Below are 23016 nucleotides of genomic sequence, written 5' to 3' on the forward strand. Positions count from 1 at the left end.
GGCGGGGTGACGCCGGTACCGGGGTCGACCGGAGTGACCGGGGCAATCGGGGTGACCGGGGCAACCGGGGTGCCGGTCGTGTCGCCGAACGAGATCAGGAGGGAGCCGAGGGCACTCGAGGTCTCGCCCGACACCTGGAGGACGCGGACCCGCTGCGCTCCCGAAGAGGCTGCCTCGACGAAGGCGACGGCCTGACCGCTGGAGGCGTCGACGGACTGCTGCTTGCCGTCGACCATGATGTCGAACTTGGAGCCGGCGAGCTTCTGGCCCTCGATCTTGATCGAGGCGCGGCGCTGGAGGCCGAAGTTCTCGACGAGCGAGACCTTCGGGGCGGCGATGGATGCCGCGGGCGGCGGGGTGACGCCGGTACCAGGGTCGACCGGAGTGACGGGGTTCGGCGTCTGGGTGCCGTAGTTCGTCAGTCGCAGGTTCTGGTCCGACGCGGCGTGCTCGGTGCCCTGGAACGCGACGGCCTTGATGACCGTGAGGCCCTTCGGCACGACGACGTTGCACGAGAACACGTACGAACCGGCCGTGCCCTCCACGGTGGTGTCGGTGCAGAGCGTCTTGTCGCCGGACACCAGCTCGACCTTCGAGATCGCGGTGCGGGACTGGACCTGGCCGCCGATGGTGGCGGTGCCGTCCTGGATGTAGGCGGTCCGATCCGAGCCGTACTGCCCGAGCGGAGTGTTCGCGCCGCCCGTGTAGACGGCGGTGATCTCCGGCGCCGTGACCGGAGCGGTCGCGGCGAACGCGCCGACGGCCGGGACTGCCACCATGCCGGCGGTGAGAGCGCCGATCGTGATGGCCTTGATGGTGTTCTTCACGTGAGTGAACCTTCCTCGAAGCGTGTCAGGAGGACACGCACTCGGAAGCTTATCTCCGAAATGCGAAATTGAAATATAACAGCACTCAGTTTCCCACCCGGAGGAATCGCTGCAGTTGCGTGACGTGGCCCGGCTCGAGTTCGTCGAGGGTCGCGACGCCGAGCAGCCGCATCGTCCGTTCGATCTGCTCGGACAGGATCTGGATCATCCGATCGACGCCAGCCTCGCCGCCCGCCATCAGGCCGTACAGGTAGGCACGACCGACCATCGTGAACTTCGCGCCGAGGGCGACCGCCGCGACGATGTCGGCGCCGGACATGATGCCGGTGTCGAGGTGTACCTCGGTGTCGTTCCCGACCTCCTTCACCACCTGCGGCAGCAGGTGGAACGGCACCGGTGCGCGGTCGAGCTGCCGGCCGCCGTGGTTCGACAGCGTGATGCCGTCGACGCCGAGGTCGGCCAGGCGCTTGGCGTCGGCCAGGGACTGCACGCCCTTGACGACGACCTTGCCCTTCCACTGGTCGCGGATCCACGCGAGGTCCTCGTAGGTGACGGTCGGGTCGAACATGTGGTCGAGGAGCTCGCCGACGGTGCCGGACCAGCGGTCGAGCGAGGCGAACGCCAGGGGCTCGGTCGTGAGGAAGTCGAACCACCACCACGGCCGGGGGATTGCGTTCACGATCGTCTTCGCGCCGAGCTGCGGCGGGATCGAGAAGCCGTTCCGCTTGTCGCGGAGGCGGGCTCCGGCCACGGGGACGTCCACCGTCACGAGCAGCGTGTCGAACCCGGCGGCCTCGGCGCGGGAGACCAGCGCCATGGACTTCTCGCGGTCCTTCCACATGTACAGCTGGAACCAGTTCCGGCCGTGCGGGTTGGCGTCGCGGACGTCCTCGATGGCGGTGGTGCCCATCGTGGAGAGCGAGAACGGGATGCCGGCGCGACCGGCCGCGCGGGCTCCGGCGCGCTCGCCCTCGGTCTGCATCATCCGGGTGAAGCCCGTCGGTGCGATGCCGAACGGGTACGCGACGTTCCCGCCGAGGACCTGCCGCGAGGTGTCGACCGAGGAGACGTCGCGGAGGATCGCGGGCGTGAACTCGATGTCCTCGAACGCCTGCCGGGCTCGGGCGAGCGAGATCTCGGCCTCGGCGGCACCCTCGGTGTAGTCGAAGGCGGCCTTCGGGGTCCGGCGCGCCGCGATCTTGCGCAGGTCCCAGATCGTCAGGGCGGACTCCAGGCGACGTCGCCGCGCGTTGAGGTCCGGCTTCTTGAACTGCATGAGCGGGGCGAGGTCGTGCACGGTCGGCAGCTGCCGCTTCACCCGGGCACGCGCGGTGGACGCGGGACCGGTCGAGGCAGCGGGGGCCCCGGTCGCGGGGTCGACGCGGTGCTGGTCGTCGGTCGTGGTCATGCGGTGCTCCTGACGGTGGTTCGATCGGGATCGGCGCGCGACGACGCCGAGGGGGTGTACCGCACGGGCCGGGCGGTCCGTGCGACGGTGCTGCGGAGTGCCTCCAGTGAAGCCCCTCCGAGCCCCGCGAGTCCAGCGGCGCGCGCCTGCACCAGGACGTTGCCCAGCGCCGTCGCCTCGACGGGGCCCGCGAGCACGGGCAGCCCGGTGCGGTCCGCGGTGAGCTGGCAGAGCAGGCGGTTCTGCGATCCACCGCCGACCACGTGCACGACGCGGATGTCCTTGCCGGTGACGTCGCGGATCGTGTCGAGCGTCGAGGCGTAGGCGGTCGCGAGCGACTCGAGGATCGACCGGACGAACTCCGCACGGGTGGCCGGCGCGCTCAGTCCGTGCGCCGTGCACCACGTCGCGATGCGCGACGGCATGTCGCCCGGTGGCGTGAACGACTCGTCCGCGGGGTCGAAGACGGGGACCGGGGCGGTGACGGCCGCGGCGGAGGCGAGCAGCGCCTCCAGGTCGATGCGGTCGCCACCACGCTCCCAGGTGCGGACGCTCTCGGAGAGCAGCCACAGTCCGGACACGTTCTTGAGGAACCGGACCCGTCCGTCGACCCCGCCCTCGTTGGTGCAGTTGGCCTGTCGTGCCGCGTCGGACAGGACCGGGGCGTCGAGTTCGACGCCGACGAGCGACCAGGTGCCCGACGAGATGTACGCGAAGTCCGGGTCGGTCGCGGGGACCGCGACGACCGCGGAGGCGGTGTCGTGCGATCCGACGAGCGTGACGGGTGCGTTGCCGCCGACCTGGTCGGCGACGGCGGGCAGCAGGGGACCGAGTCGGTCACCCGGGTCGCGCAGGGTGGGCAGGAGTCCGGACGGGAGGCGCGCAGCCGCCCGCAACGCCGGGTCCCACCCACGCGTGGTCGCGTTCAACAGCCCGGTGGTCGACGCGTTCGTGCGCTCGGCCGCCTCGACGCCGGTCAGCCAGTGGCCGAGCAGGTCGGGGACGAGCAGCGCCCGCTGGGCGAGCGGCACGGTCGGGTCGGCGGCGAGCTGGAACACCGTGTTGAAGGGCAGGTGCTGCAGGCCGTTCCGTGCGTACAGCTCCGCGGCGTCGAGTCGTCCGTGCACGGGTGCGACCCCGTGCTCGTGGCGCTCGTCGCGGTAGTGGTAGGGCAGCCCGAGCAGGCGCCCCTCGCGGAGGAGCCCGTAGTCGACCGCCCACGAGTCGATCCCGATGCTGACGAGCTCGGGGTGCGCGCCGAAGGCCTGGCGGAGTCCGTCGGTCACCTGCCGGTACAGCTCGACGACGTCCCAGTGCAGGGCCTGCCGGTCGTGCTCGTGCACCGACACGGGGCCGTTCGGGAACCGGGCGACGTGCTCCATCCGGACGCCGTCGGCGTCGACGTGGCCGACGATCACCCGGCCGCTCGTGGCACCGAGGTCGACCGCGGCGACGCTGCCGCTGGTGGACATCGCTCCTACCTGCCGTCGTTCATCAGCGCAGGAACGCGGCGGCGACACCGGCGTCGACGGGCACGTGCAGCCCGGTCGTGTGCGAGAAGTCGGCGGTGCAGATGGCGTAGACGGCGTTGGCGACGTTCTCCGGCACGACCTCGCGCTTGAGGATCGTGCGCTGGGCGTAGAACGCGCCGAGGTCCTGCTCCTCGATGCCGTAGGTCTTGGCGCGGTTCGCGCCCCATCCGCTCGCGAAGATGCCCGAGCCACGGACGACGCCGTCGGGGTTGATCCCGTTGACGCGGATGCCGTGCTCGCCGAGCTCGGCCGCGAGGAGTCGGACCTGGTGGGCCTGGTCGGCCTTGGTCGCCGAGTAGGCGATGTTGTTCGGGCCGGCGAACACCGAGTTCTTCGACGAGATGTAGACGATGTCGCCGCCGAGCCCCTGCTCGATGAGGACCTTCGCCGCCGCCTTCGACACCAGGAACGAGCCCTTCGCCATGACGTCGTGCTGCAGGTCCCAGTCCTGTTCGGTGGTCTCGAGCAGGCTCTTCGACAGGCTCAGGCCGGCGTTGTTCACGACCAGGTCGAGACCGCCGAAGTGCAGCAGCGTCTGCTGGATCGCGCGCTCGATGTCCGCTGCGGAGGTCACGTTCGCGGCGACGCCGATGGCCTGGTCCGGGCCGCCGATCTCGGCTGCCGCGGCGGTGGCCTTGTCGACGTCGAGGTCGGCGATGACGACCGCGGCGCCCTCGGCGGCCAGGCGCTTCGCGATCGCCTTGCCGATGCCGCTCGCGGCGCCGGTGACGAGGGCGATGCGAGTGGCGAGCTTCTTGGGGGCCGGCATCCGCTGGAGCTTCGCCTCTTCGAGGGCCCAGTACTCGATGCGGAACTTCTCGGCCTCGTCGATGGGGTCGTAGGTGCTCAACGACTCGGCGCCGCGCATGACGTTGATCGCGTTGACGTAGAACTCCCCGGCGACGCGGGCGGTCTGGGCGTCCTTGCCGTACGAGAACATCCCGACGCCGGGCACCAGCACGATGAGCGGGTCGGCGCCGCGGATCGCGGGGGAGTCCGGGTTCGCGTGGCGGTCGTAGTAGGCCTGGTAGTCCGCGCGGTACTGCTCGTGGAGTTCGTGCAGGCGGGCGGTCTGCTCGTCGACGCTCGCGGTGGCGGGCAGGTCGAGGATGAGCGGCTTGACCTTGGTGCGGAGGAAGTGGTCCGGGCAACTGGTGCCGAGCGCCGCCAGTTCTTCGGCGCGTTCGCTCGCGAGGAAGTCGAGCACGACGTCGCTGTCGGTGAAGTGACCCACCACGGGCTTGTCGTGCCCGGCGATGCCGCGGATCGTCGGGGCGAGGGCAGCGGCACGTGCGTGGCGTTCGTCGGTCGGGAGCGCTTCGAACCCCGCTCGGACGCCGCCGAACGGGTCGGCCGCGCCGTTCGCCGCGATGTACTGCTCGGCGGTGTCGATGATCCAGCGCGAGTTCGCTTCGGCCTCCTCACTCGTCTCGCCCCAGGCCGTGATCCCGTGGCCACCGAGGATCGTGCCGATCGCCTGCGGGTTGTCCCGCTTGATCGCGGCGATGTCGAGCCCGAGCTGGAACCCGGGTCGGCGCCACGGCACCCACACCACCGTGTCGCCGAAGATCGTCGACGTCAGGGCGGGTCCGTCCGCCGCCGTCGCGATCGCGATGCCGGCGTCCGGGTGCAGGTGGTCGACGTGCGCGGCGTCGACGAGGGCGTGCATCGCCGTGTCGATCGACGGCGCCGCACCGCCCTTGCCGTGCATCGTGTAGTCGAACGCTGCGACCATCTCGTCCTCGCGCTCCACCCCCGGGTAGACGTCCTGGAGGGCACGGACGCGGTCGACGCGCAGGACTGCGAGGCCCGCCGGGGTGAGGGTGCCGAGGTCGCCCCCGGAGCCCTTCACCCAGAGCAGCTCCACCGGCTCGCCGGTCACCGGGTCGGTGTCGGTGCCCTTCGCCGAGGTGTTCCCACCGGCGTAGTTCGTGATCCGCGGATCCGAGCCGAGCGCGTTGGAACGTGCGATGAGCGCACTGATCGTGGTGTCCGCGTCGGTGCCGTGCGTTGCGGGGTCCACCCGTGCCTCCAGGTCGTTGATCGTCATCTGTCTACGCGCCCCAACCGGCCTGGACGCCGCCGACGCGGTCCTCGGCGATCGACTGCTGGTACCCGGAGTCCAGGTACGCGCGCATCGGGTTCGCCGGCAGACCGCGGGATTCGCGCCACGCGGCGAGGTCCGCTCGGACGTCGGTCTGGTACGCGTCCATGAAGACCTCGTTCGCGCCGAGGACGTCGTGGGCCTCTTGCGCGGCGGTCAGTGCCACGCGGTCGAGGAGCAGCGCCCGGGCCGTCATCTCCTGCACGTTGAGCACCGAGCGGATCTGACCGGGGATCTTGTCCTCGATGTTGTGGCACTGGTCGAGCATGAACGCGACGTCGGGGTTGTCGTAGCCGCCGCCGCGGATGACCTCGACCAGGATGCGGAACAGCTGGAACGGGTCCGCCGCACCCACGATCAGGTCGTCGTCGGCGTAGAAGCGCGAGTTGAAGTCGAAGGAGCCGAGCTTGCCGAGGCGCAGGAGCTGCATGACGATGAACTCGATGTTCGTGCCGGGGGCGTGGTGGCCGGTGTCGAGGCAGACCATTGCCTTCGGCCCGAGTGCCGCCGTCTGCACGTAGCTCGTGCCCCAGTCGGGAACGTCCGTGTGGTAGAACGACGGCTCGAAGAACTTGTACTCGAGCACCAGGCGCTGGTCGGCTCCGAGGCGGTCGTAGATCGTGCTGAGCGAGTCGTGCAGGCGGTCCTGGCGGGAGCGCATGTCCTCTTGTCCGGGGTAGTTCGAGCCCTCGGCGAGCCAGATCTTCAGGTCGCGGCTGCCGGTGGCGTCCATCACGTCGATGCACCGCAGGTGGTGGTCGATCGCCTTCTGCCGGATCGTCTCGTCGACGTGGGTCAGGGCGCCGAACTTGTAGTCGTCGTCCTGGAACGTGTTCGAGTTCACCGTGCCGAGCCGCACGCCGTGCTCTTCTGCGTGGCGGCGGAGGTCGGCGAAGTCGTCCACGAGGTCCCACGGGATGTGCAGTGCCACCGTGGGAGCGAGCCCCGTGTACTTGTTGACCTGGGCGGCGTCGGCGATCTTCTCGTAGGGGTCCCGCGGGGTGCCCGGCGTGCTGAACACCTTGAAGCGGGTGCCGGAGTTGCCGAAGGCCCAGCTGGGCAGCTCGATCTGCTGTCGGGCCAGCTGGTCGGCGATGCCGGCGAAGCTCGGGGTCGATGTCATCGTGTCACTTCCTCGTGTGCGATTGAATCGTTTCATACGGTACGCGCTGCGCGGGGTCCGCGCAAGCGGGGTGGTGCGGGGGGTCCGGTGGGCGGCGGTGCGGTGGGCGACATGTCGAACCACGATCCCGACATCGAACCGGCCGTTGCGGCCGGTTCGATGTCGGATACGTGGTTCGACGCGGCCAGTGCTACGCCACGGGGACCGCGGCCGGCGCGCGGAGCTCGTGCGTGCCTCCCGACACGCGCTGCTCGGGTACACCCGGCAGCCGCACCAGTGCGGTGACGCCCTCGGGGACCGTCGCGTGCACGACGAGCTCGCCGTCGACGAGCTCCCACCGCACCGCGACGTGCCCGTGCACCGTGTCCAGCGAGGTCGACGCCCACGTCAGACCGCCGCCCGGCTGCGGCGCGATGAGCACGGCCGAGTACCCCGGCTCGAGCGGCGCGAGACCGCCCACCACCCGGTGCATCCAGTCCGCCACGGCACCGAGTGCGTAGTGGTTGAACGAGGTCATCTCACCCGGGTTGATGGTGCCGTCCGGCAGCATCGAGTCCCAGCGCTCCCAGACCGTCGTCGCACCCATCGTGACCGGGTACAGCCACGACGGGCACTCGGTCTGCAGCAGCAGCTCGTACGCGTCCGACAGGTGGCCCGTCTTCGTGAGCGCGTCGGTGATGAACGGCGTCCCCGCGAAGCCCGTCGAGATCCGGTACCCGGACTGCTCGGCCAGCTCGGCGAGGCGGTCGCCGGCCTTCGCCTCGCCTTCGGCGTCGAGGATCCCGAACACGATCGCGAGCGTGTACACGGTGGTCGCGTCGGACAGGATCCGGCCGTCGTCCAGCAGGTAGTGGGCCCGGAACGCTGCCTGGAGGCGCGCGGCGAGTTCCTGGAACTCGGCCGCTTCCGCCTCGTGGCCGCCCAGGAGCTCCGCCGCCTCCGCCACGATCGTCGCGGACCGGAAGGCGCAGATCGTCGCGACGACGCCCTTGTCCGCCTTCGCGTCCGCCGGGTTCTCCGGCGGGGCGTCCGGGTCGAGCCAGTCGCCGAACTGGAACACCGTGTCCCACAGGTCTTCCGGGGACAGGTGGTCGCGGATCCGGCGGAGGTGTGCGGCCATCGAGTCGAACTGCTCCTCGAGGACGGCCGTGTCGCCGTACGCCTGGTACAGCGTCCACGGCACCCAGACCCCGGCGTCCGACCAGATCGCTGTGGCGTCCGGCTTGCCGAAGTCATCGGCGGGGGAGTACTTCAGCACGTCCGGCACCACGAACGGGATGACGCCCTCGGCGTGCTGCTGCTCGAGCCACACGTCGCGGAGCCAGTCGCCGAGGAACGTCCTGGTGTCGAACAGGTACGACGCCGTCGGCGCGAAGGCCGCGATGTCGCCCGTCCAGCCGAGCCGTTCGTCGCGCTGCGGGCAGTCGGTCGGCACGCTCAGGAAGTTGCCCTGCATGCCCCGGATGACGTTGTCGTGGAAGGTGTTGAGCAGGTCGTGGCTCGACTCGAACGTGCCCGTCCGCGTGAGGTCGGAGCCGACCTGCACGGCGGTGATCGCGGTGCGGAGCTCGTCGAGGGTGCCCGGCCAGCCGTCGACCTCTGCGTAGCGGAACCCGTGGAAGGTGAAGCGGGGCTCGAAGCGGTCCTCGCCGCCGCTCAGGGTGAAGTGGTCCGTCGCCTTCGCCGAGCGCAGGGGCCGGGTGCCGAGTTCGTCGTGCTCGAGGACCTCGGCGTGCTTGAGCGTCAGCACCGTGCCCGCGGTCCCGGTGGCGACCACGCGGAGCCAGCCGACCAGGTTCACGCCGAAGTCGATCAGGGTCGCTCCGGACGGGCTCGTCCACACCTGGACCGGTGCGATCTCGGCGAGGGGCCGGACCGGCGGCACGGTGTCGGCGACGAGTGCGCGTTCCCCGAGGTCGACGGTGTGCACGCCGCTCGTGCGGCCCTCGTGTCCGTCGACGCTCGGCACGGTGACCTCGCCCGGCGTCAGGAACGAGCCGTCGCGGAGCCGGGCGTCGATGTCCTCGCCGTCGTACAGCTGGTCGGCGGTGATCGCACTCGACAGCGCCTGCCAGTCGGTGTCCGTCACCACGTGCTGCTCGTGGCCGTCCTCGAACGTGATGCGCAGCTCGGCGAACCCGGCGCGCTCGTCCGTGTACCAACCCCCGCCACCACCCCACGCGAGGCGTCCGGCGGCCCAGCCGTTGCCGATCACCAGCGCGAGGACGGCGGCGCTGCCCGGGGCCGTCTCGGCCAGGTGCGCCGTCACGTCGTGCGACGCGACGCGGATGCGCCACTCGTAGCTCGTCCACCCCGGTTCGAGCAGGTGGTCGGAGACGCGCTGCCCGCCGAGCCAGCCCTCGACGACGCCGAGCGCGCTGAGGTCGAGGGTCGCCGTGGTGACGGGGCCGTGGCCGTCGTCGAGGGTGAACTCCCGGCGCAGGATCGGTGCGCTCCCGAGGTCGTCGTCGCTCGCGATGAACGATGCGGTCCAGGTGGTCATGTGGTGTGGTCCTTTCACGCGACCGGTCGTCGTCGACCGGAGCGGGGGTCGTGGGCCCGGCCGTCCCGTCGGGGTGGGACGACCGGGGGAGGCGAGCCGTGCCTCCAGGCCGGGTTCGGGCGTCAGCCCTTGACGGCGCCGCTGGTCATGCCGGCGACGATCTGACGGTTGAAGAAGATGTACAGGACGAGCGGCGGGATCGTGATGAGCAGCACGTCGGTGAACAGCAGGTTGAGCTGACTGACGGACTGGCTCTGGAACGAGTAGAGCGTCTGCTGGACGGTGGCGTTCTCGGACCCGGGCAGGAAGTACAGCGGGTTCGTGAAGTCGTTGAACACCGTGACGGACTGCACGAGCACGACCGTGATGATGACCGGCTTGAGGAGCGGCAGGACCACCCCGAAGAACAGCCGGATCGGGCCGGCACCGTCGAGGACGGCGGCCTCGTCGAGCTCCTTCGGGATCGTCGCGACGAACGCCCGGAAGAGCAGGATGCAGAACGACAGGCCGAAGGTCGCCTCGATGAGGATCATCCCGCCCATCGTCTTGAACAGGTTCAGGCCCTGCAGCACCCAGATCGTCGGGACGATCGCGGGCGGGACGATGAGGCCGGCCAGCACGAAGAAGTTGATCAGGCCGTTCCACTTGCTCGGCCGCCGCTGCAGGACGTAGCCGACCATCGCGGAGAACACCACCATGATGATGACGCTGCCCACGGTGAGGATCGCGCTGTTCCAGAAGGCGCGGAGGATGCCGCCGTCGCCGGACTGGAACACGGTCTGCAGGTTCTGCCACAGCTGCCACTCGGTCGGCAGGCTGAAGCCGAGCTGGTTCGCCTCGGCCGGGTTCTTCGCCGCCTGGAACAGGACGAAGACGAACGGCACCAGGAAGACCACGAAGCTGACGACGATCGCGATCGAGCCGATGACCCACTTGCGGGTGCGGCCCGGGTGGCGGGACCGCGTCGGGGCGCCGACGCGGGGACTGGTGAGCGCGGTCACAGGTCCGCCTCCTTGCGGTTGATGAGCCACGAGATGGGGACCATGATCGCGGTCACGACGATGAACAGCACGACGTTGCCGGCGGTCGACAGCCCGTAGAAGCCGGCCTGGTACTGCTTGTAGATCACACTCGCGATGACGTCGCTGGTGAACCCGGGTCCGCCGCCGGTCATCGCCCAGATCAGGTCGAAGGACCGCAGCCCGCCGATCAGGGACAGGATGATGACCGTCCCCATCGCCGGTCGGGACAGCGGCAACGTGATGTTCTTGAAGATCGTCCACGCGCTCGCGCCGTCGACGCGGGCGGCCTCGAAGTACTCCTGCGGGATCGCGACGATGCCGGCGATGAAGATGAGCGTCGCGATGCCGACGCCCTTCCAGACGTCCACCGCTGCGACGCTCCAGAGTGCGAGCGCCGGGTCGGTCAGCCACCCCGGGGTGGGGAGCCCGACGGATCCGAGGACGCCGTTGATGATCCCGTGGAAGGGGTCCATCAGTGCCTTGAAGGTGATGCCGATGCCGATCGTCGACACCAGCACGGGGAAGAACACCACCGCGCGGAGGTACCCGCGCCCGAGCACGGGACTCGTGAGGAGCAGGGCGAGGGCGAGTCCGAGGACCACCTTCGCCGCGCTCGTCACGAACCCGTACTCGAACGTGTGCACGAACCCGGAGACGAGCTGCGGGTCCTGGAAGAACCGGACGAAGTTGTCGAAGCCGATGAAGGTCTGGTCGAACAGCGTCCAGCGGGTGAGCGAGAAGTAGAACCCCGCGAAGGTCGGGACCGCGAAGAACACGACGTACAACGCGATCGCCGGGATGAAGAACCACGCCGGGTAGAACGAGCGCATCCGGCGGCGTGCGGGGCCCGGCCCGGCCTTGAGGGTCTGCGGCGGTGCTGCCGCCGTCGTGAGCGTCGCGGTCACCGGATCACCAGCCCTTGATGCCGAGCTGCTGCGCCTGCTGCACGACGTCCTGGTCGTACTGCTTCGCGCCGACAGCGGCGGAGGAGATGCCCGAGCCGACCTGCACGCAGATCTTCTCGAGGTTCGGGCCCTTGATGGGGGAGAGGAACTCGAGGGCCGGCGATGCCTTGCCGTCGTCGAGGTACTTCTGCAGGTCGCCGATCATCGTCGGGACGCTGTCCGGCAGCGTGCACGTCGAGATGACGTACGGGCCACCGGGGGTGCCGGTGTCGTTCTGCACCTTGCAGCCCTGGTCCGAGTTCGCGAAGGCGATGAACTTCTTCGCCGCCGCCAGCTTGTCGCCCGTCGACGTCTTCGGGATGTACAGGCCGTTCGGCTCCCAGATCGTCAGGTTCGTGTCGTCCGCGTTCTCGGCCGGCAGGGCGAAGGCGCCGATGTCGTTCACCGCGTCGGGGCTGTCCTGCTGCAGGGTCGAGATCGCGTTGGTCAGCATCGGGTACTGCGCCCCGGTGCCGTCGGCGAGCATCTTCAGCCCGTTCGCCTGCGTCGCGGACGCGTAGTCCTTGTTGACGAGGCCCTTGTCCTTCACCTCGGCGAGGTGGTCGAACCCGGCGAGTGCCGGGTCCTTCGCGTAGGACTCCTTGTTCTTCGTGTACTGCGTGGCCCAGTTCTTCTGCTGCGCCGTGATGTTCGCGAAGTCGCCGAGGACGAACAGCTGGCTGGTCCAGGTGTCGCCGTACGTCTGGATGATCGGGTCGACGCCCGAGTCCTTGATCTTCTCGCTGTTGCTGATGAACTCGTCCCACGTGGTCGGGACGCTGAGGCCGAGCTTCTCGTAGACCTTCTTGTTGTACATGACGCCGCCGCCGAAGCTGGTGCCGAACGGTGCGCCGTACATGCCCTTGTCGGTGCTGACCACCTTCGTGAACTGCGGGTCGACGTCCTTCGCCCACTTCTGGTCGGTGAGGTCGACGAGGGTGTTGTCCGGGTTGAGCGCCTGCATGAGCGAGCCCGAGTTGTAGTTGAACACGTCGGCCATCTCGCCGGTGGACAGCTGCGTCTTCACCAGGTTGTCGCCGTCGGTGCCCTGCGGGCGGGTGTCGAACTTGACCGTGATGTCCGGGTTGGCCTTCTCGAACGCGGTGATGAGCGGCTTCGCGGTGGCGGCCGTCGCGGGCGAGTTGTCGGCCTGGTACGTGATCTGCACCTTGCCGCCGCCGCTGCCGGTGTCGGCGGAGCCGCCCGACGAACACGCGGCCAGGCCGCCGATGAGGACCGTGGCGCCGCCGATGGCGATGAGCCTGGTGGTCAGGGAGCGAGCTGACATTCCTTACCTCCTCGTAAGGCCCGGGGCGGGGTACCCCGGGGTGAAACGGACCCGGATCCCGCTCCGCTGCGGGGCTCCGGTGCTGCTGTTTAGAACGTTTCAATCGGAATGGAACCACGGCGATTGAAGCGTGTCAATCGTCCGCCGCGTTTCGTTACGGAAGTGGGTGGTGGTGCGGGCGCGGGTGGGGGTGGTGGCGGGGCGGGTGCGGTGGGCGCTGGCCCGAGTTTCGCGCTCAGCGACACATCACGGGCTCGTCGGGGCGTGAAGTGTCGCTCACCGCGAGACTTGGGTGCGGCCCGGCGCGGCGAGGCGCGGTGCGGTCGTGCGGCGCCCGCCTCCGCGGTCGCGCACCTCCGGCAGACGGGAGGCGCGGCCCACCTCCGCCCCGTGCCGCACCGCCCGAGGTGGTCGCCACCAGGGCCGCCGCCCGGCTTTCGCGCTCAGCGACACTTCACGCGCTCGTCGGCGCGTGAACTGTCGCTCACCGCGAAACTCGTCAGCGGCGCGCGTGCCGCCCCGCCGCGCCCACGCCCGCGTCAGCTCTCGCGCAACCGCGGGTCGCTCGGCCTCCGGCCCCGCGCCGCCGCCGAAGCCGCCGCCCGGCCGAGCGTGCTCTCCCGCGCCACGAGTTCGCTGCCGATCACCACGGTCCGGTGCACGTGCTCGCCCGGCGCGTCCTGCAGCTCGTCGAGCAGGAGCCCGACCGCCGCGGCACCCATCTCCGCGCCGTGCATCGTCACCGAGGTCAGCGGCACCGCACCGCCCCACGCCACGGAGTTGTGGTCGCAGCCCGACACCGGGATGTCCTCCGGCACGCGGAGCCCCGCCGCCCGCAGCTCGGTCACGACGGCCATCGCCAGGATGTCCGTCACCCCGAGCACCCCGTCCGGCCGTTCGGAGGCGGGCATCCGGGCGATCCGGGCTCCGGCGTCCGTGCCGCCGACCGGGTCGATGTCCCCGGCGTCGACGTCGACCAGGGCGACCCCGGGGTGTTCCGCGAGCGCCCGCAGTACCCCCGCTCGCCGTCGGTGCACCGGCTGCAGCTCGGGCCGGGCGCTGACGAAGCCGATCCGCTTGCAGCCCCGCTCGATGAGGTGCGTCGTGGCGAGGTACGCCGCCTGCTCGTTGTCGACCACGACCGAGCAGGCCTCGACCTCGGACGGCTCGTGGTTCACGTACACGACCGGGTGCCCGTGCCGCCGCGTCAGGTCGACCTGCTCCTTGGACTCGGTCATCGTCGCCAGCAGGATCCCGGACACCCGCGTGCTCTCGAGGTACGCCAGGTGGTCGGCCTGGGCCTCGAGGTCGTCCTCACTGCTCGCGATGAGCAACGCGTGCCCGCGCTTCCGCGCCTCGAGCTGCGCACCGTTCACCATGTCGCTGAACAGGGAGTTCCGCAGCGACATGACGACGAGCCCGATGGCGCGCGTGCTGCCGGACACCAGGGCGCGCGCGTTCCGGTTCGGCGTGTACCCGAGTTCGTCGATGGCGGCGCGGACTCGGGCTGCGGTGCGGTCCGCCACACGCTCCGGGTGGTTGAGGACGTTCGAGACGGTCGCGAGCGACACGCCCGCCCGGGCGGCGACGTGGTGCACGCTCGGCGGGCCGTCGCGCCGGGGGACATGCACCATGGTCCGATCGTAGGCGGCGGGTGGGGTGGTGCGGACACGTGTCGGACTGGAGGCGCGGTGCGGCGCCGCCACGCGCCTCCAGACCCGGGGGCGGAGCCGAGTCTCGGCTGACGCGACCCGAGTCTCGTCGGAACCGCCCCGGGTCTCGGCCCCGCTGCGCCAGGCGCGTCAGCGCTCGGCGACGGAGGACTGCCGTACGACGAGCTCGGGTGTGAACTCGACGTGGAGGGTCTCGACGGCGTGCCCCTCCTCGACCTGCGCGAGCAGCAACTCGATCGCCCGCCGGCCGAGGTCCTGCGCCGGCTGCCTCACCGAGGTGAGGGGGACGACCGCGGCCTCGGCGAACGCGATGTCGTCGTAGCCGACGATCGCGATCTCGTCCGGCACCCGGATCGACCCGCGCATGATGAAGGCCTGCTCGAGCCCGACGGCGAGCAGGTCGTTCGCCGCGAACACCGCGTCCGGCCGTTCCGATGCCGGGCGGGCCTGGATCTCCTCGCCGATGCGGCGACCCTCGAGGACGGAGAGTGATCCGGTCGCGAGGACCTCGAGCGACACCCCGGCCTCGGCAGCGGCGGCGACCGCTCCGGCATGCCGGTCGGCCACCTGTCGGATGCCGAACGGGCCACCGACGAACGCGATCCGGCGTCGGCCGATCGCCGTGAGGTGCGACACCGCGATGTGCCCACCCGCGACGTCGTCGACCGAGACCGAGGCGAAGTGTTCGTCATCGGCGCGGCGGTCGACGAGCACCACGGCGGTGCCCTGGTCGCGGAGGCGGGCGAGGCGGGAGAGGTCGTCGCCGGCGGGGGAGATGAGGAGCCCGGCGACCCGGCGCTCCTCGAAGAGGTCGACGTAGGTGTGCTCGCGGTCGACCGACTCGTCGGAGTTGCCGACGAGGACGGCGAGGCCCTTCTGCATCGCGGCGTCCTCGGCGCCGCGTGCGACGTCGGTGAAGAACGGGTTGCCGCCGTCGAGCACGATGAGGCCCACGGTGGAGCTGCGGCCGGCCCGGAGCTGACGAGCGGAGTCGTTGCGGACGAAGCCGAGCTGGGCGATCGCGGACTGCACGCGTTCGACGGTGCCGGGGGCGACCTTGTCGGGGCGGTTGAGCACGTTCGAGACGGTGCCGAGGGACACGCCGGCGAGCGCTGCGACGTCCCGAACGCTCACTGCCATGGGGTCATCCTGGCATCCCGCTGCCCGATCGGGGCGTCGTGCGGGTGGTGTCGGGGCCGGATCGTGGTGCTTCCTTCCCATGACGCGTGCGATGGAAGGCGGAATCGCGCGTGGGATGCAGGAACTTCCGACCTCCTATGCGCGATTCGTCCTCCTTCGCGCGGAACGACCTCCTATGCGCGGAACGACCCCGACCCCGCACCCCGCCAACGGGCGCGCCCCGCGGGACTTGCCCTCGTGCCCCGCGCCGAGTAACGTCCTCGCAGCACCGTTGAAACGATTCACCGACGAACGCACGAACGGAGGACCAATGGCGGTCCGCATCGGAGCCCGCAACACCACGGGCTGGAAGGCGACGATCTCGGTCGCCATGTCGAACTACATCGAGTCCGGGTCGATCATCGCGATCGCCACGAGCCTCAGCCTCTGGCAGGCGCAGTTCCACATCGGGGACCTGCAGGTCGGGCTCCTGGCGAGCCTGTCCGCGAACGCGTTCGGCGCTGCCGCCGGCGCGATCGTCGGCGGCCCGCTCTGCGACCGCTACGGCCGGAAGTTCATCTACACGTACGACCTGCTGCTCTACATGCTCGGCATCCTGCTCGCGGTGTTCGCCGGCAGCTACGGCATGCTCCTCGTCGGGTTCATCCTGACCGGCATCGCGGTCGGAGCCGGGGTGCCGGCGAGCTGGACGTACATCGCCGAGCAGGCACCGGCCGACAAGCGGGCCGCCCACGTCGGCACCGCGCAGCTCGCCTGGTCGATCGGCCCGATGGTGGGCTTCGCGCTCGCCATCGCCGCCGCACCCCTCGGACTCCTCGGCAGCCGCCTGATCTTCGCGCACCTGTTCGTCGTCGCCGCGATCGTGTGGTGGCTCCGACGCGGCCTGCCCGAGTCCACGATCTGGAAGGACGAGCGCGCGGACACCGGCAGCGCGAACTTCTTCCACGGCTTCTCCCAGCTCTTCAGCCGCCGCAAGAACCTCACCGCGATGCTGTTCCTGTTCGGCGTCTACGCGCTCTGGAACACCGTCGCCGGACAGGCCGGCATCTTCCAACCGCGCGTGTACTCCGCGACCGGCGTCACGAGCGTCCCCGAGCAGTACGGACTGCAGATCCTGGTCTGGGGCTGCACCGTCGCCGCGACGTACTTCGGCTTCATGCGCTTCGCCGACCGGATGAGCCGCCGGGTCCTCTTCGCGATCGGTGCCGTGCTCGCGATCATCGCCTGGGCAGTGCTCATCTACGCACCGGCGAATCTCGGCACCCTGCTGTTCTTCGCGATCGCGTGGGGCATCTCGTCCGGCATCGGCGCGCAGGCGTTCTACGGCCTCTGGACGTCCGAGCTGTTCGCCACGCGGTACCGCGCCAGCGCGCAGGGCGTGCTGTTCCTCGCGGCGCGGGTGATGGTCGGCCTGCTGAGCATCTGGTTCCCGTTGCTGCTGTCGGACATCGGCCTGCGCGGGCTCGGCGGCCTCATCATCGGCCTGCTCGCGCTGTCGTTCCTGGTCGGCACGATCTGGGCCCCGAACACGCGTGGCAAGACGCTCGAGGAGATCGAGGCCGAGCGGTACGGCACCGTCACCAGCATGACCGGCACGGTCCGCACCCCGGAGGAGCACGCCGCGCGCCAACAGGCGCTGCGGGGTGCGCGAGACGCGCGGACGCCTCGGTGAGCGGGGCGGACCAGGGTGATCCGCGCCTCCAGAGCGGGCCTGGAGGAACGGATCACGTGACCCGCGTCTGCTTCCGTCTGCAGGTGGCGGCGGAGCACATGGACGCCTACCGGGAGCGCCACGCTGCGGTCTGGCCGGCCATGCTGCGGGCCATCGCGACGGCGGGGCGGCGGAACTACTCGCTGTTCCTCGACGACGACGGCCTGCTCATCGGGTACTACGAGACGGACTCGGTGGCGGACGCCGATGCGTCGCTCGCCGCGTCCGAGGTCGCGGGTGCGTGGGAGTCCCACATGCAGGACCTGTTCGACGGCGCGACGGGCCGGGCCGACCAGACGGCGCGGGTGCTGCCCGAGGTCTTCAACCTGGAGGACCAGCTGGCCGCCGCCGAGTGACGGGCGACCGCTGCGTCGAGGGAGCAGAAGTCGTCGGGTCCGGTCGCTTGGCTCGACGATTCCTGCTCCCTCGACCACGCCGGCGACGGGCAGCGCCGGCGCCGCGCAGCGCCCGACGCGACGGCACCAGGCAACGCCAACCCGCGCGGCTAGCGTGGCCGCATGCAGCCGCCCGCACCGGGGACCCTCCGCGTCCTCCACCTCTCCGACACCCACCTGACCGGCGACGGCGCCCTCCACCAGGGCTCCGTCGACACCACGGCAGCCCTCGAGAGCGTCCTCGCCCGGGTCGACGACATGCCCGGCGTGGGGCTGGTCGTCGTGTCCGGCGACGTCTCCGAGGACGGCTCCGCGGAGTCCTACGCCGCGGTCCTCGAACGGGTCGGCGGCTGGGCGGAGCGGCACGGCGCCGCGCTCGTCACCGTGCCGGGCAACCACGACCTCCGCGAGGGGTTCCGTCAGGTGCTGGCGAACGGCCACGTCCTCGGCGAGGGCGGGACGCGACTCATGCACACGATGGAGTACCTCCCGCCGACGGTCCCGGTGTCGGGGCAGTCGCTCGTCGCCGGTCGTCGGATCGTCACGGTCGACACGAGCGTCCCCGGGGCCGGGTACGGCGAGATCGACGAGACCTCGCTCGAGCGCCTGCGGACGGCGCTCGCCGGGGAGCCCGCGCCGCACGGCACCGTCGTCGTCCTGCACCACCCGCCGCTGCCGGCACCGACCGCCCTGCACGAGGCGCTGCAGCTCCGGAACCCGGGCGCGCTCGCCGACGCGATCCGCGACTCCGACGTCCGCGTGGTCCTCGCCGGCCACTACCACCACCACTTCGCCGGGGCCCTCGCCGGTGTGCCGGTCCTCGTCGCCCCGGGGGTCGCGAACGACACCGACGTCGCGGGACCCTGGTCCGAGGAAGCCGCGTTCGTCGACTCGGGTGCGCTCGTCGTCGACCTCGCCGAGGACGGCTCCGTCTGGTCGACCCCGGTCCGCGTACCCCGGACGGACGCCGACCGGCTCGCGTTCCGCTTCGATGCCGAGACGGTGACCCGCATCATCGAGGCGTCGACCGGCCACTGACCCGGGTACCCCGCGCGTTCGGGTTGCATCCGGAAACTCCGAGTAGGCCGGTGGCACCTCTCCAGCGAAGGAGCACCCCATGCGGATCGGCAGTGCAGTCCAGTACGACCGGTACGGCGACTTCGACGTCGTCGAGCTCGTCCCCCAGGAACGTCCGGAGCCCGGGCCCGGCGACGTCGTCGTCGAGATCATCGCGGCCGGCCTGAACCACGTGGAGCGCTTCCTCCGCGAGGGACGGCTGCAGGACCACATCGAACTCGCGTTCCCGGCGCACCAGGGCGTCGACTTCACCGGCATCGTCCGGGCGAAGGGCAAGGAGGTCAAGGGGATCCGCGTCGGCGACGAGGTGCTGGGCCACGCTCCAGACGGCGGGGCGCACGCCACCTGGATCCGGGTGCCGCGCGAGGCCGTCATCCCGAAGCCGACGCACGTCGGGTGGGAGGTCGCCGGCGGCCTCTACCTGGCGGGGTGCACCGCGGTGACGATCGTCCGCGACCTCAAGCTCGGACCCGACGACACCGTCGTCATCAGCGCCGCCGCGGGCGGTGTCGGGCACATCGAGTGCCAGCTCGCCCACGATGCCGGCGCGACCGTGATCGCCCTCGGCAGCGCGCGGAACCACGACTACCTCCGGCAGATCGGCACGCTGCCCGTCGTCTACGGCGACGGCGAGGAGGCCCGCATCCGCGAGATCGCCGACGGTCGGCCGATCACCGCGTTCATCGACAACCACGGGGACGCGCCCTCGAAGGCCCTCGCGGCGGCGCTCGGCATCGACGAGAAGCGGTACGTGTCGTCCGAGGAACGCCGCGACGTGGAGATCCGGTACCTGCGTGCCCCGGCCGGCGACCAGGAGGCGATGGAGAACCTGACCATGCTCACCAAGGCCGTGGAGGACCGCCGGGTCCAGATCCTCATCTCCGGTTACTACCCGTTCGAGTACATCGTCGACGCGTACGAGGACCTGGCCGAGATGCACTCGCGCGGCAAGGTCGTCGTCGGCATGCAGCCCGTCGAGACCGGGGCGCGGCTGGACTGGTACCGGTCCGAGAAGGCCCGGGACCTGCGCGACCGGTACGCCGACGAACGGGGCAGTGACACCGAGACGATGGCGGGCGGATCGGCGAGCCCCGCGAGCTGACCGTCGGGCCGGCGGCTCAGCTCAGGACGTCCTTCGTGGCGAACCGGCTGTACGCCAGCGCACCGAACACCACGACGTAGCCGAGCTGCAGCAGGGCGTTCGACCCGAACGAGTCGAACGCGATCGGGTCGCGCAGCAGGTCGCCGAAGCCGAGCCACTGGTGCGAGAACAGGAACGGGTGCAACCAGTCGAGCTGCGGCAGCTGGTCGAGCACCTGCGAGGCGCCGGCGAGCACGACGGTCGCGGCCATCGCTCCGACGGGCACGCTCGTCAGGGTCGAGGCGAACAGTCCGATCGCCGACAGCCCGAGCATCGACAGCGTGACGTAGAGCGCCAGGAGCAGTGCTCGGCCGGCGTAGGACCAGCCGTCGACCTGCGTGCCGGACAGCAGGGTCACCGGACCGATCGGGAACAGCACCGCGCCGATCGCCGCACCGACGAGCACGATCAGCAGCGTCGCCGCCAGGCAGAACGCCACCGCACCCGCGTACTTCACCAGGATGAACCGGACGCGCCCGGTCGGCGCGACGAGCAGGTACCGGATGGTGCCGTGGCTCGCCTCACCCGCGACGGTGTCACCGGCGACGACGCCGACGGTGAGCGGCAGGAACAGGGGGATCGACACCGTCAGTGCGGTGAACGACACGAACAGGCCGTTGTTCGTGATGTCGCCGAGGAACGCGGGACCGCCGCTGTCGCCGCCGGTGGTCAGGCGGACCGCCACGGCGATCAGGATCGGGACGAGCGCGAGGGCGCCGAGCATCGCCCAGGTGCGGCGCCGGCGGAAGACGAGTGCCAGCTCGGAGCCGAGCAGCGCGAACGGGCGCGGTCGACGGGCGACGGGGGAGTCGGCCGGTCCGGCGGGTGCGACGGCGCTGCGGTCGGCCGCGGGTGCCGTGCCGTCCGCGACGCCGGTCTCAGGCTGCGACATCGAATCCCTCTCCGGTGAGTGCGACGAACAGGTCCTCCAGCGTGCCGCCCCCGACGGTGAGCCCGCGCACCCGGACGTCCGCGCGCACGAGTTCGGCGGTGATGGTCTCGGCGAGGACCTCGTTCGGCAGGTCGGCGACGAGCACATCGGCACCGCCCTCGTGCCGCGGGGTCAGGCCGAGCCGGGTCAGGACGCTGCCGGCCTGCCCGAGGTCGGGCGTCCGGACCGTGACCGTGCGGGCCCCGGCCGACCGGAGGTCGTCCATCGCCCCCTGCGCCACGAGCTTGCCCGTCCGCATCACGGCGGCGTGCGTGCACACCTGCTCGATCTCGGCGAGCAGGTGACTCGACACGAACACGGTGGTGCCGTCGTCGGCGAGGGAGCGGATGAGGTTGCGGACCTCGCGCGTGCCCTGCGGGTCGAGGCCGTTCGTCGGCTCGTCGAGCACGAGGAGGTCCCGCGGGGCGAGCAACGCGTTGGCGAGGCCGAGCCGCTGCTTCATGCCGAGGGAGTACGCGTGCGCCTTCTTGTCGGCCGCGTGCGTCAGGCCGACGCGGTCAAGGGCGCTCGCCACGCGGTCCTTGCGGGTGCGCGGGTCGGACGTGGGGTCGGCGGCGTCGAAGCGGAGCAGGTTGGCCCGGCCGGACAGGTACGGGTAGAACGCCGGGCCCTCGACGAGCGCGCCGACCCGCGGCAGCACGGTGTGCAGGGCCTTCGGCATCGACTCGCCGAGCACCTCGATGGTGCCGCCGGTCGCGCTCGACAGCCCGAGCAGCATCCGGATCGTGGTGGTCTTGCCGGACCCGTTCGGGCCGAGGAAGCCGAAGACGGCGCCGCGGGGGACGGCGAGGTCGATGCCGTCGACCGCGCGCTGCTTGCGGAAGACCTTCTGGAGGCCCGTGGTGCGGATCGCCAGGTCGGCCACCGGTGCCGGGGCGTTCGCGTCCACGGCGTCCGGTGCGGTCGTGCTCACCCGGTGGTCGTCCGCGCTCACTTCGCCGCGGCGACCAGGGCGGACACCGGCACGGCGCCGGCGAGCACACGGCCGTCGTCGGTCAGGTACACCGACACGAGCGAGGTCTGCACCGCGCGACCGCCGTCGACCGCCTTCGTCACCTGGCTCAGCAGGCCGGAGGCGTCGGCACCGAGCGAGGACTGGTCGACCGTGCCGGCGGGGAGCTCGGCGATGGTGGCCCAGCCCTTCCCGGTGAACGTCGGCTCGTCGCCGGCGACACGCTTGCCGTCGGTCCGGTGGTGGTCGGCGTCGCCCTTCGCGTGTGCGCCGGCGTCGGAGAGGTCCTTCGTCTCGACCTTGGCGTTCGACGGCGGCGTGAAGTCGAACAGCCGCGCGGCCGGGGCGCCGTAGGACAGGCTCGTGAAGCCGACCTGCACGGCCGGGTCGTCCTGGCCCTTCGCGTCGACCGTGGCGCGGAGCGGCAGGCCGGTCTGCTGGTCGATCGCCAGGCGGACGGTTCCGACGAGCGTGCCCGAGGCCTTCGGCGTCAGCGTGATCTGCCAGGCGTCGTGTCCGGCGACGCGGACCTCGGTCGGCTTCGACACCGTCGTGGTGGGCGTGATCCCGTCGACGGCCTGCTTGGCGATCTCGGCCGGGGTGGTCGCGCCGTCGTGCGGCGTGGCGGCGTCCTTCGGCAGCGTGACGTGCGTGGCCGTCCGCTCCTTCGAGTCCCACGTCCAGACGTCGGAGCCGTTGCGGATCAGGTCCTGCTCGGCGAGCTGCTGCGTCAGCTGGACGCGCTGCTTGTCGGCGCCGTCCACGTAGACGCGGGCGGTGTGCGACGAGGTGAGGAGCCCGAGGACGTCCGAGGCGTCACCCTCGAGCGAGGACCCGCCGGAGCCGGTGGGGAGCTCGGGCAGCCCGAGGTCGCTCGTCTGCACGAGCTTGCCGGAGTACTGCGCGTCGGAGGACTTCGCGATGCTGGCGATGACGTCGGCGGCGCTCGGGTTCGTCCCCGCGATCGGGTCGTTCGCGGCGTTCGCGATCATCGGCGCGGCGACGGCGCCGGCCACGACGACCGGAGCGATGACTGCTGGCAGCCAGGCTGACTTCTTCATCGGTTTCCCCTCGGTGGAGCATCGGAGTCGGGAGTACGGTACGTCCGGCCCCCGACAGGAGCCTGGGCGTCGCCGTTCCCCCACGATCCCTCCTGCCGCTCCGCAGTGTCGTCCCCCTCGAGGATGACGACCGTCGATCGTTCGTAGACTCGCGGGGACCGAC

General features: G+C 70.8%; 18 protein-coding genes. 4 read left to right on the forward strand and 14 right to left on the reverse strand.

From position 1 onward, the window contains the following. From BIU96_RS19705 to BIU96_RS04050, 11 genes are all read right to left on the reverse strand, one after another. A partial coding sequence (locus BIU96_RS19705; RefSeq protein WP_217642234.1) for a hypothetical protein occupies positions 1-827 on the reverse strand: 827 nt, incomplete at its 3' end. Between the two features lie 85 nt (positions 828-912). Then, the gene (locus BIU96_RS04005) at positions 913-2103 is read right to left on the reverse strand and encodes an alpha-hydroxy acid oxidase (RefSeq protein ID WP_071291357.1); all 1191 of its coding nucleotides are present in this window, start codon (positions 2101-2103) and stop codon (positions 913-915) included. Positions 2104-2231: 128 nt separating this feature from the next. Beyond that, a complete protein-coding gene (locus BIU96_RS04010; protein WP_071291318.1) occupies positions 2232-3707 on the reverse strand; it encodes a rhamnulokinase family protein in 1476 nt (491 codons plus the stop codon). 22 nt (positions 3708-3729) lie between these two features. Beyond that, on the reverse strand, positions 3730-5817 hold the full coding sequence (locus BIU96_RS04015) for a bifunctional rhamnulose-1-phosphate aldolase/short-chain dehydrogenase (RefSeq protein WP_083402641.1): 2088 nt from the start codon (positions 5815-5817) through the stop codon (positions 3730-3732). Positions 5818-5821: 4 nt separating this feature from the next. After that, complete coding sequence (gene rhaI, locus BIU96_RS04020) at positions 5822-6994, reverse strand: L-rhamnose isomerase (protein ID WP_071291319.1); 1173 nt, start codon at positions 6992-6994, stop codon at positions 5822-5824. A gap of 190 nt (positions 6995-7184) precedes the next feature. Further along, positions 7185-9497, reverse strand: coding sequence for a family 78 glycoside hydrolase catalytic domain (locus BIU96_RS04025; RefSeq protein ID WP_071291320.1), 2313 nt, complete (start codon positions 9495-9497; stop codon positions 7185-7187). A gap of 122 nt (positions 9498-9619) precedes the next feature. Beyond that, positions 9620-10423, reverse strand: coding sequence for a carbohydrate ABC transporter permease (locus tag BIU96_RS04030; protein WP_254785949.1), 804 nt, complete (start codon positions 10421-10423; stop codon positions 9620-9622). Positions 10424-10494: 71 nt separating this feature from the next. After that, positions 10495-11349 (reverse strand): carbohydrate ABC transporter permease, encoded by an 855-nt coding sequence (locus BIU96_RS04035; protein ID WP_083402647.1) that lies wholly within the window; start codon positions 11347-11349, stop codon positions 10495-10497. A gap of 79 nt (positions 11350-11428) precedes the next feature. Then, entirely contained in the window at positions 11429-12751 is a 1323-nt protein-coding gene (locus tag BIU96_RS04040; protein WP_071291323.1) for an ABC transporter substrate-binding protein, read from the reverse strand. A gap of 539 nt (positions 12752-13290) precedes the next feature. Continuing rightward, positions 13291-14385 carry a LacI family DNA-binding transcriptional regulator gene (locus tag BIU96_RS04045; RefSeq protein ID WP_071291324.1) on the reverse strand — a complete coding sequence of 365 codons (1095 nt, stop codon included), beginning with the start codon at positions 14383-14385 and terminating at the stop codon, positions 13291-13293. Positions 14386-14553: 168 nt separating this feature from the next. Further along, positions 14554-15564, reverse strand: a complete 1011-nt coding sequence (locus BIU96_RS04050; protein ID WP_071291325.1) for a LacI family DNA-binding transcriptional regulator — start codon at positions 15562-15564, stop codon at positions 14554-14556. 310 nt (positions 15565-15874) lie between these two features. On the opposite strand from BIU96_RS04050, the gene BIU96_RS04055 reads away from it, so the two are divergent. From BIU96_RS04055 to BIU96_RS04070, 4 genes are all read left to right on the forward strand, one after another. After that, entirely contained in the window at positions 15875-17236 is a 1362-nt protein-coding gene (locus tag BIU96_RS04055; RefSeq protein ID WP_083402642.1) for an MFS transporter, read from the forward strand. A gap of 56 nt (positions 17237-17292) precedes the next feature. Further along, positions 17293-17631 (forward strand): L-rhamnose mutarotase, encoded by a 339-nt coding sequence (locus tag BIU96_RS04060; protein WP_071291326.1) that lies wholly within the window; start codon positions 17293-17295, stop codon positions 17629-17631. Between the two features lie 162 nt (positions 17632-17793). Then, positions 17794-18708, forward strand: coding sequence for a metallophosphoesterase (locus BIU96_RS04065; RefSeq protein ID WP_071291327.1), 915 nt, complete (start codon positions 17794-17796; stop codon positions 18706-18708). Positions 18709-18787: 79 nt separating this feature from the next. Further along, positions 18788-19849, forward strand: a complete 1062-nt coding sequence (locus BIU96_RS04070) for an NADP-dependent oxidoreductase (protein WP_071291328.1) — start codon at positions 18788-18790, stop codon at positions 19847-19849. Positions 19850-19865: 16 nt separating this feature from the next. Here BIU96_RS04070 and BIU96_RS04075 read toward each other — a convergent pair whose 3' ends face one another. From BIU96_RS04075 to BIU96_RS04085, 3 genes are read right to left on the reverse strand one after another with little or no spacing between them, the layout of a single operon-like run. After that, on the reverse strand, positions 19866-20780 hold the full coding sequence (locus tag BIU96_RS04075) for an ABC transporter permease (RefSeq protein WP_302847713.1): 915 nt from the start codon (positions 20778-20780) through the stop codon (positions 19866-19868). After that, positions 20767-21753, reverse strand: coding sequence for an ABC transporter ATP-binding protein (locus BIU96_RS04080; RefSeq protein WP_254785946.1), 987 nt, complete (start codon positions 21751-21753; stop codon positions 20767-20769). The genes BIU96_RS04075 and BIU96_RS04080 overlap by 14 nt, the downstream gene beginning before the upstream one ends. Positions 21754-21770: 17 nt before the next feature. Continuing rightward, a complete protein-coding gene (locus BIU96_RS04085) occupies positions 21771-22853 on the reverse strand; it encodes a sigma-E factor regulatory protein RseB domain-containing protein (RefSeq protein ID WP_071291329.1) in 1083 nt (360 codons plus the stop codon). Positions 22854-23016: the final 163 nt, after the last annotated feature.

It is taken from the genome of Curtobacterium sp. MCBA15_008 (assembly GCF_001865065.1).
Classification (GTDB): domain Bacteria; phylum Actinomycetota; class Actinomycetes; order Actinomycetales; family Microbacteriaceae; genus Curtobacterium.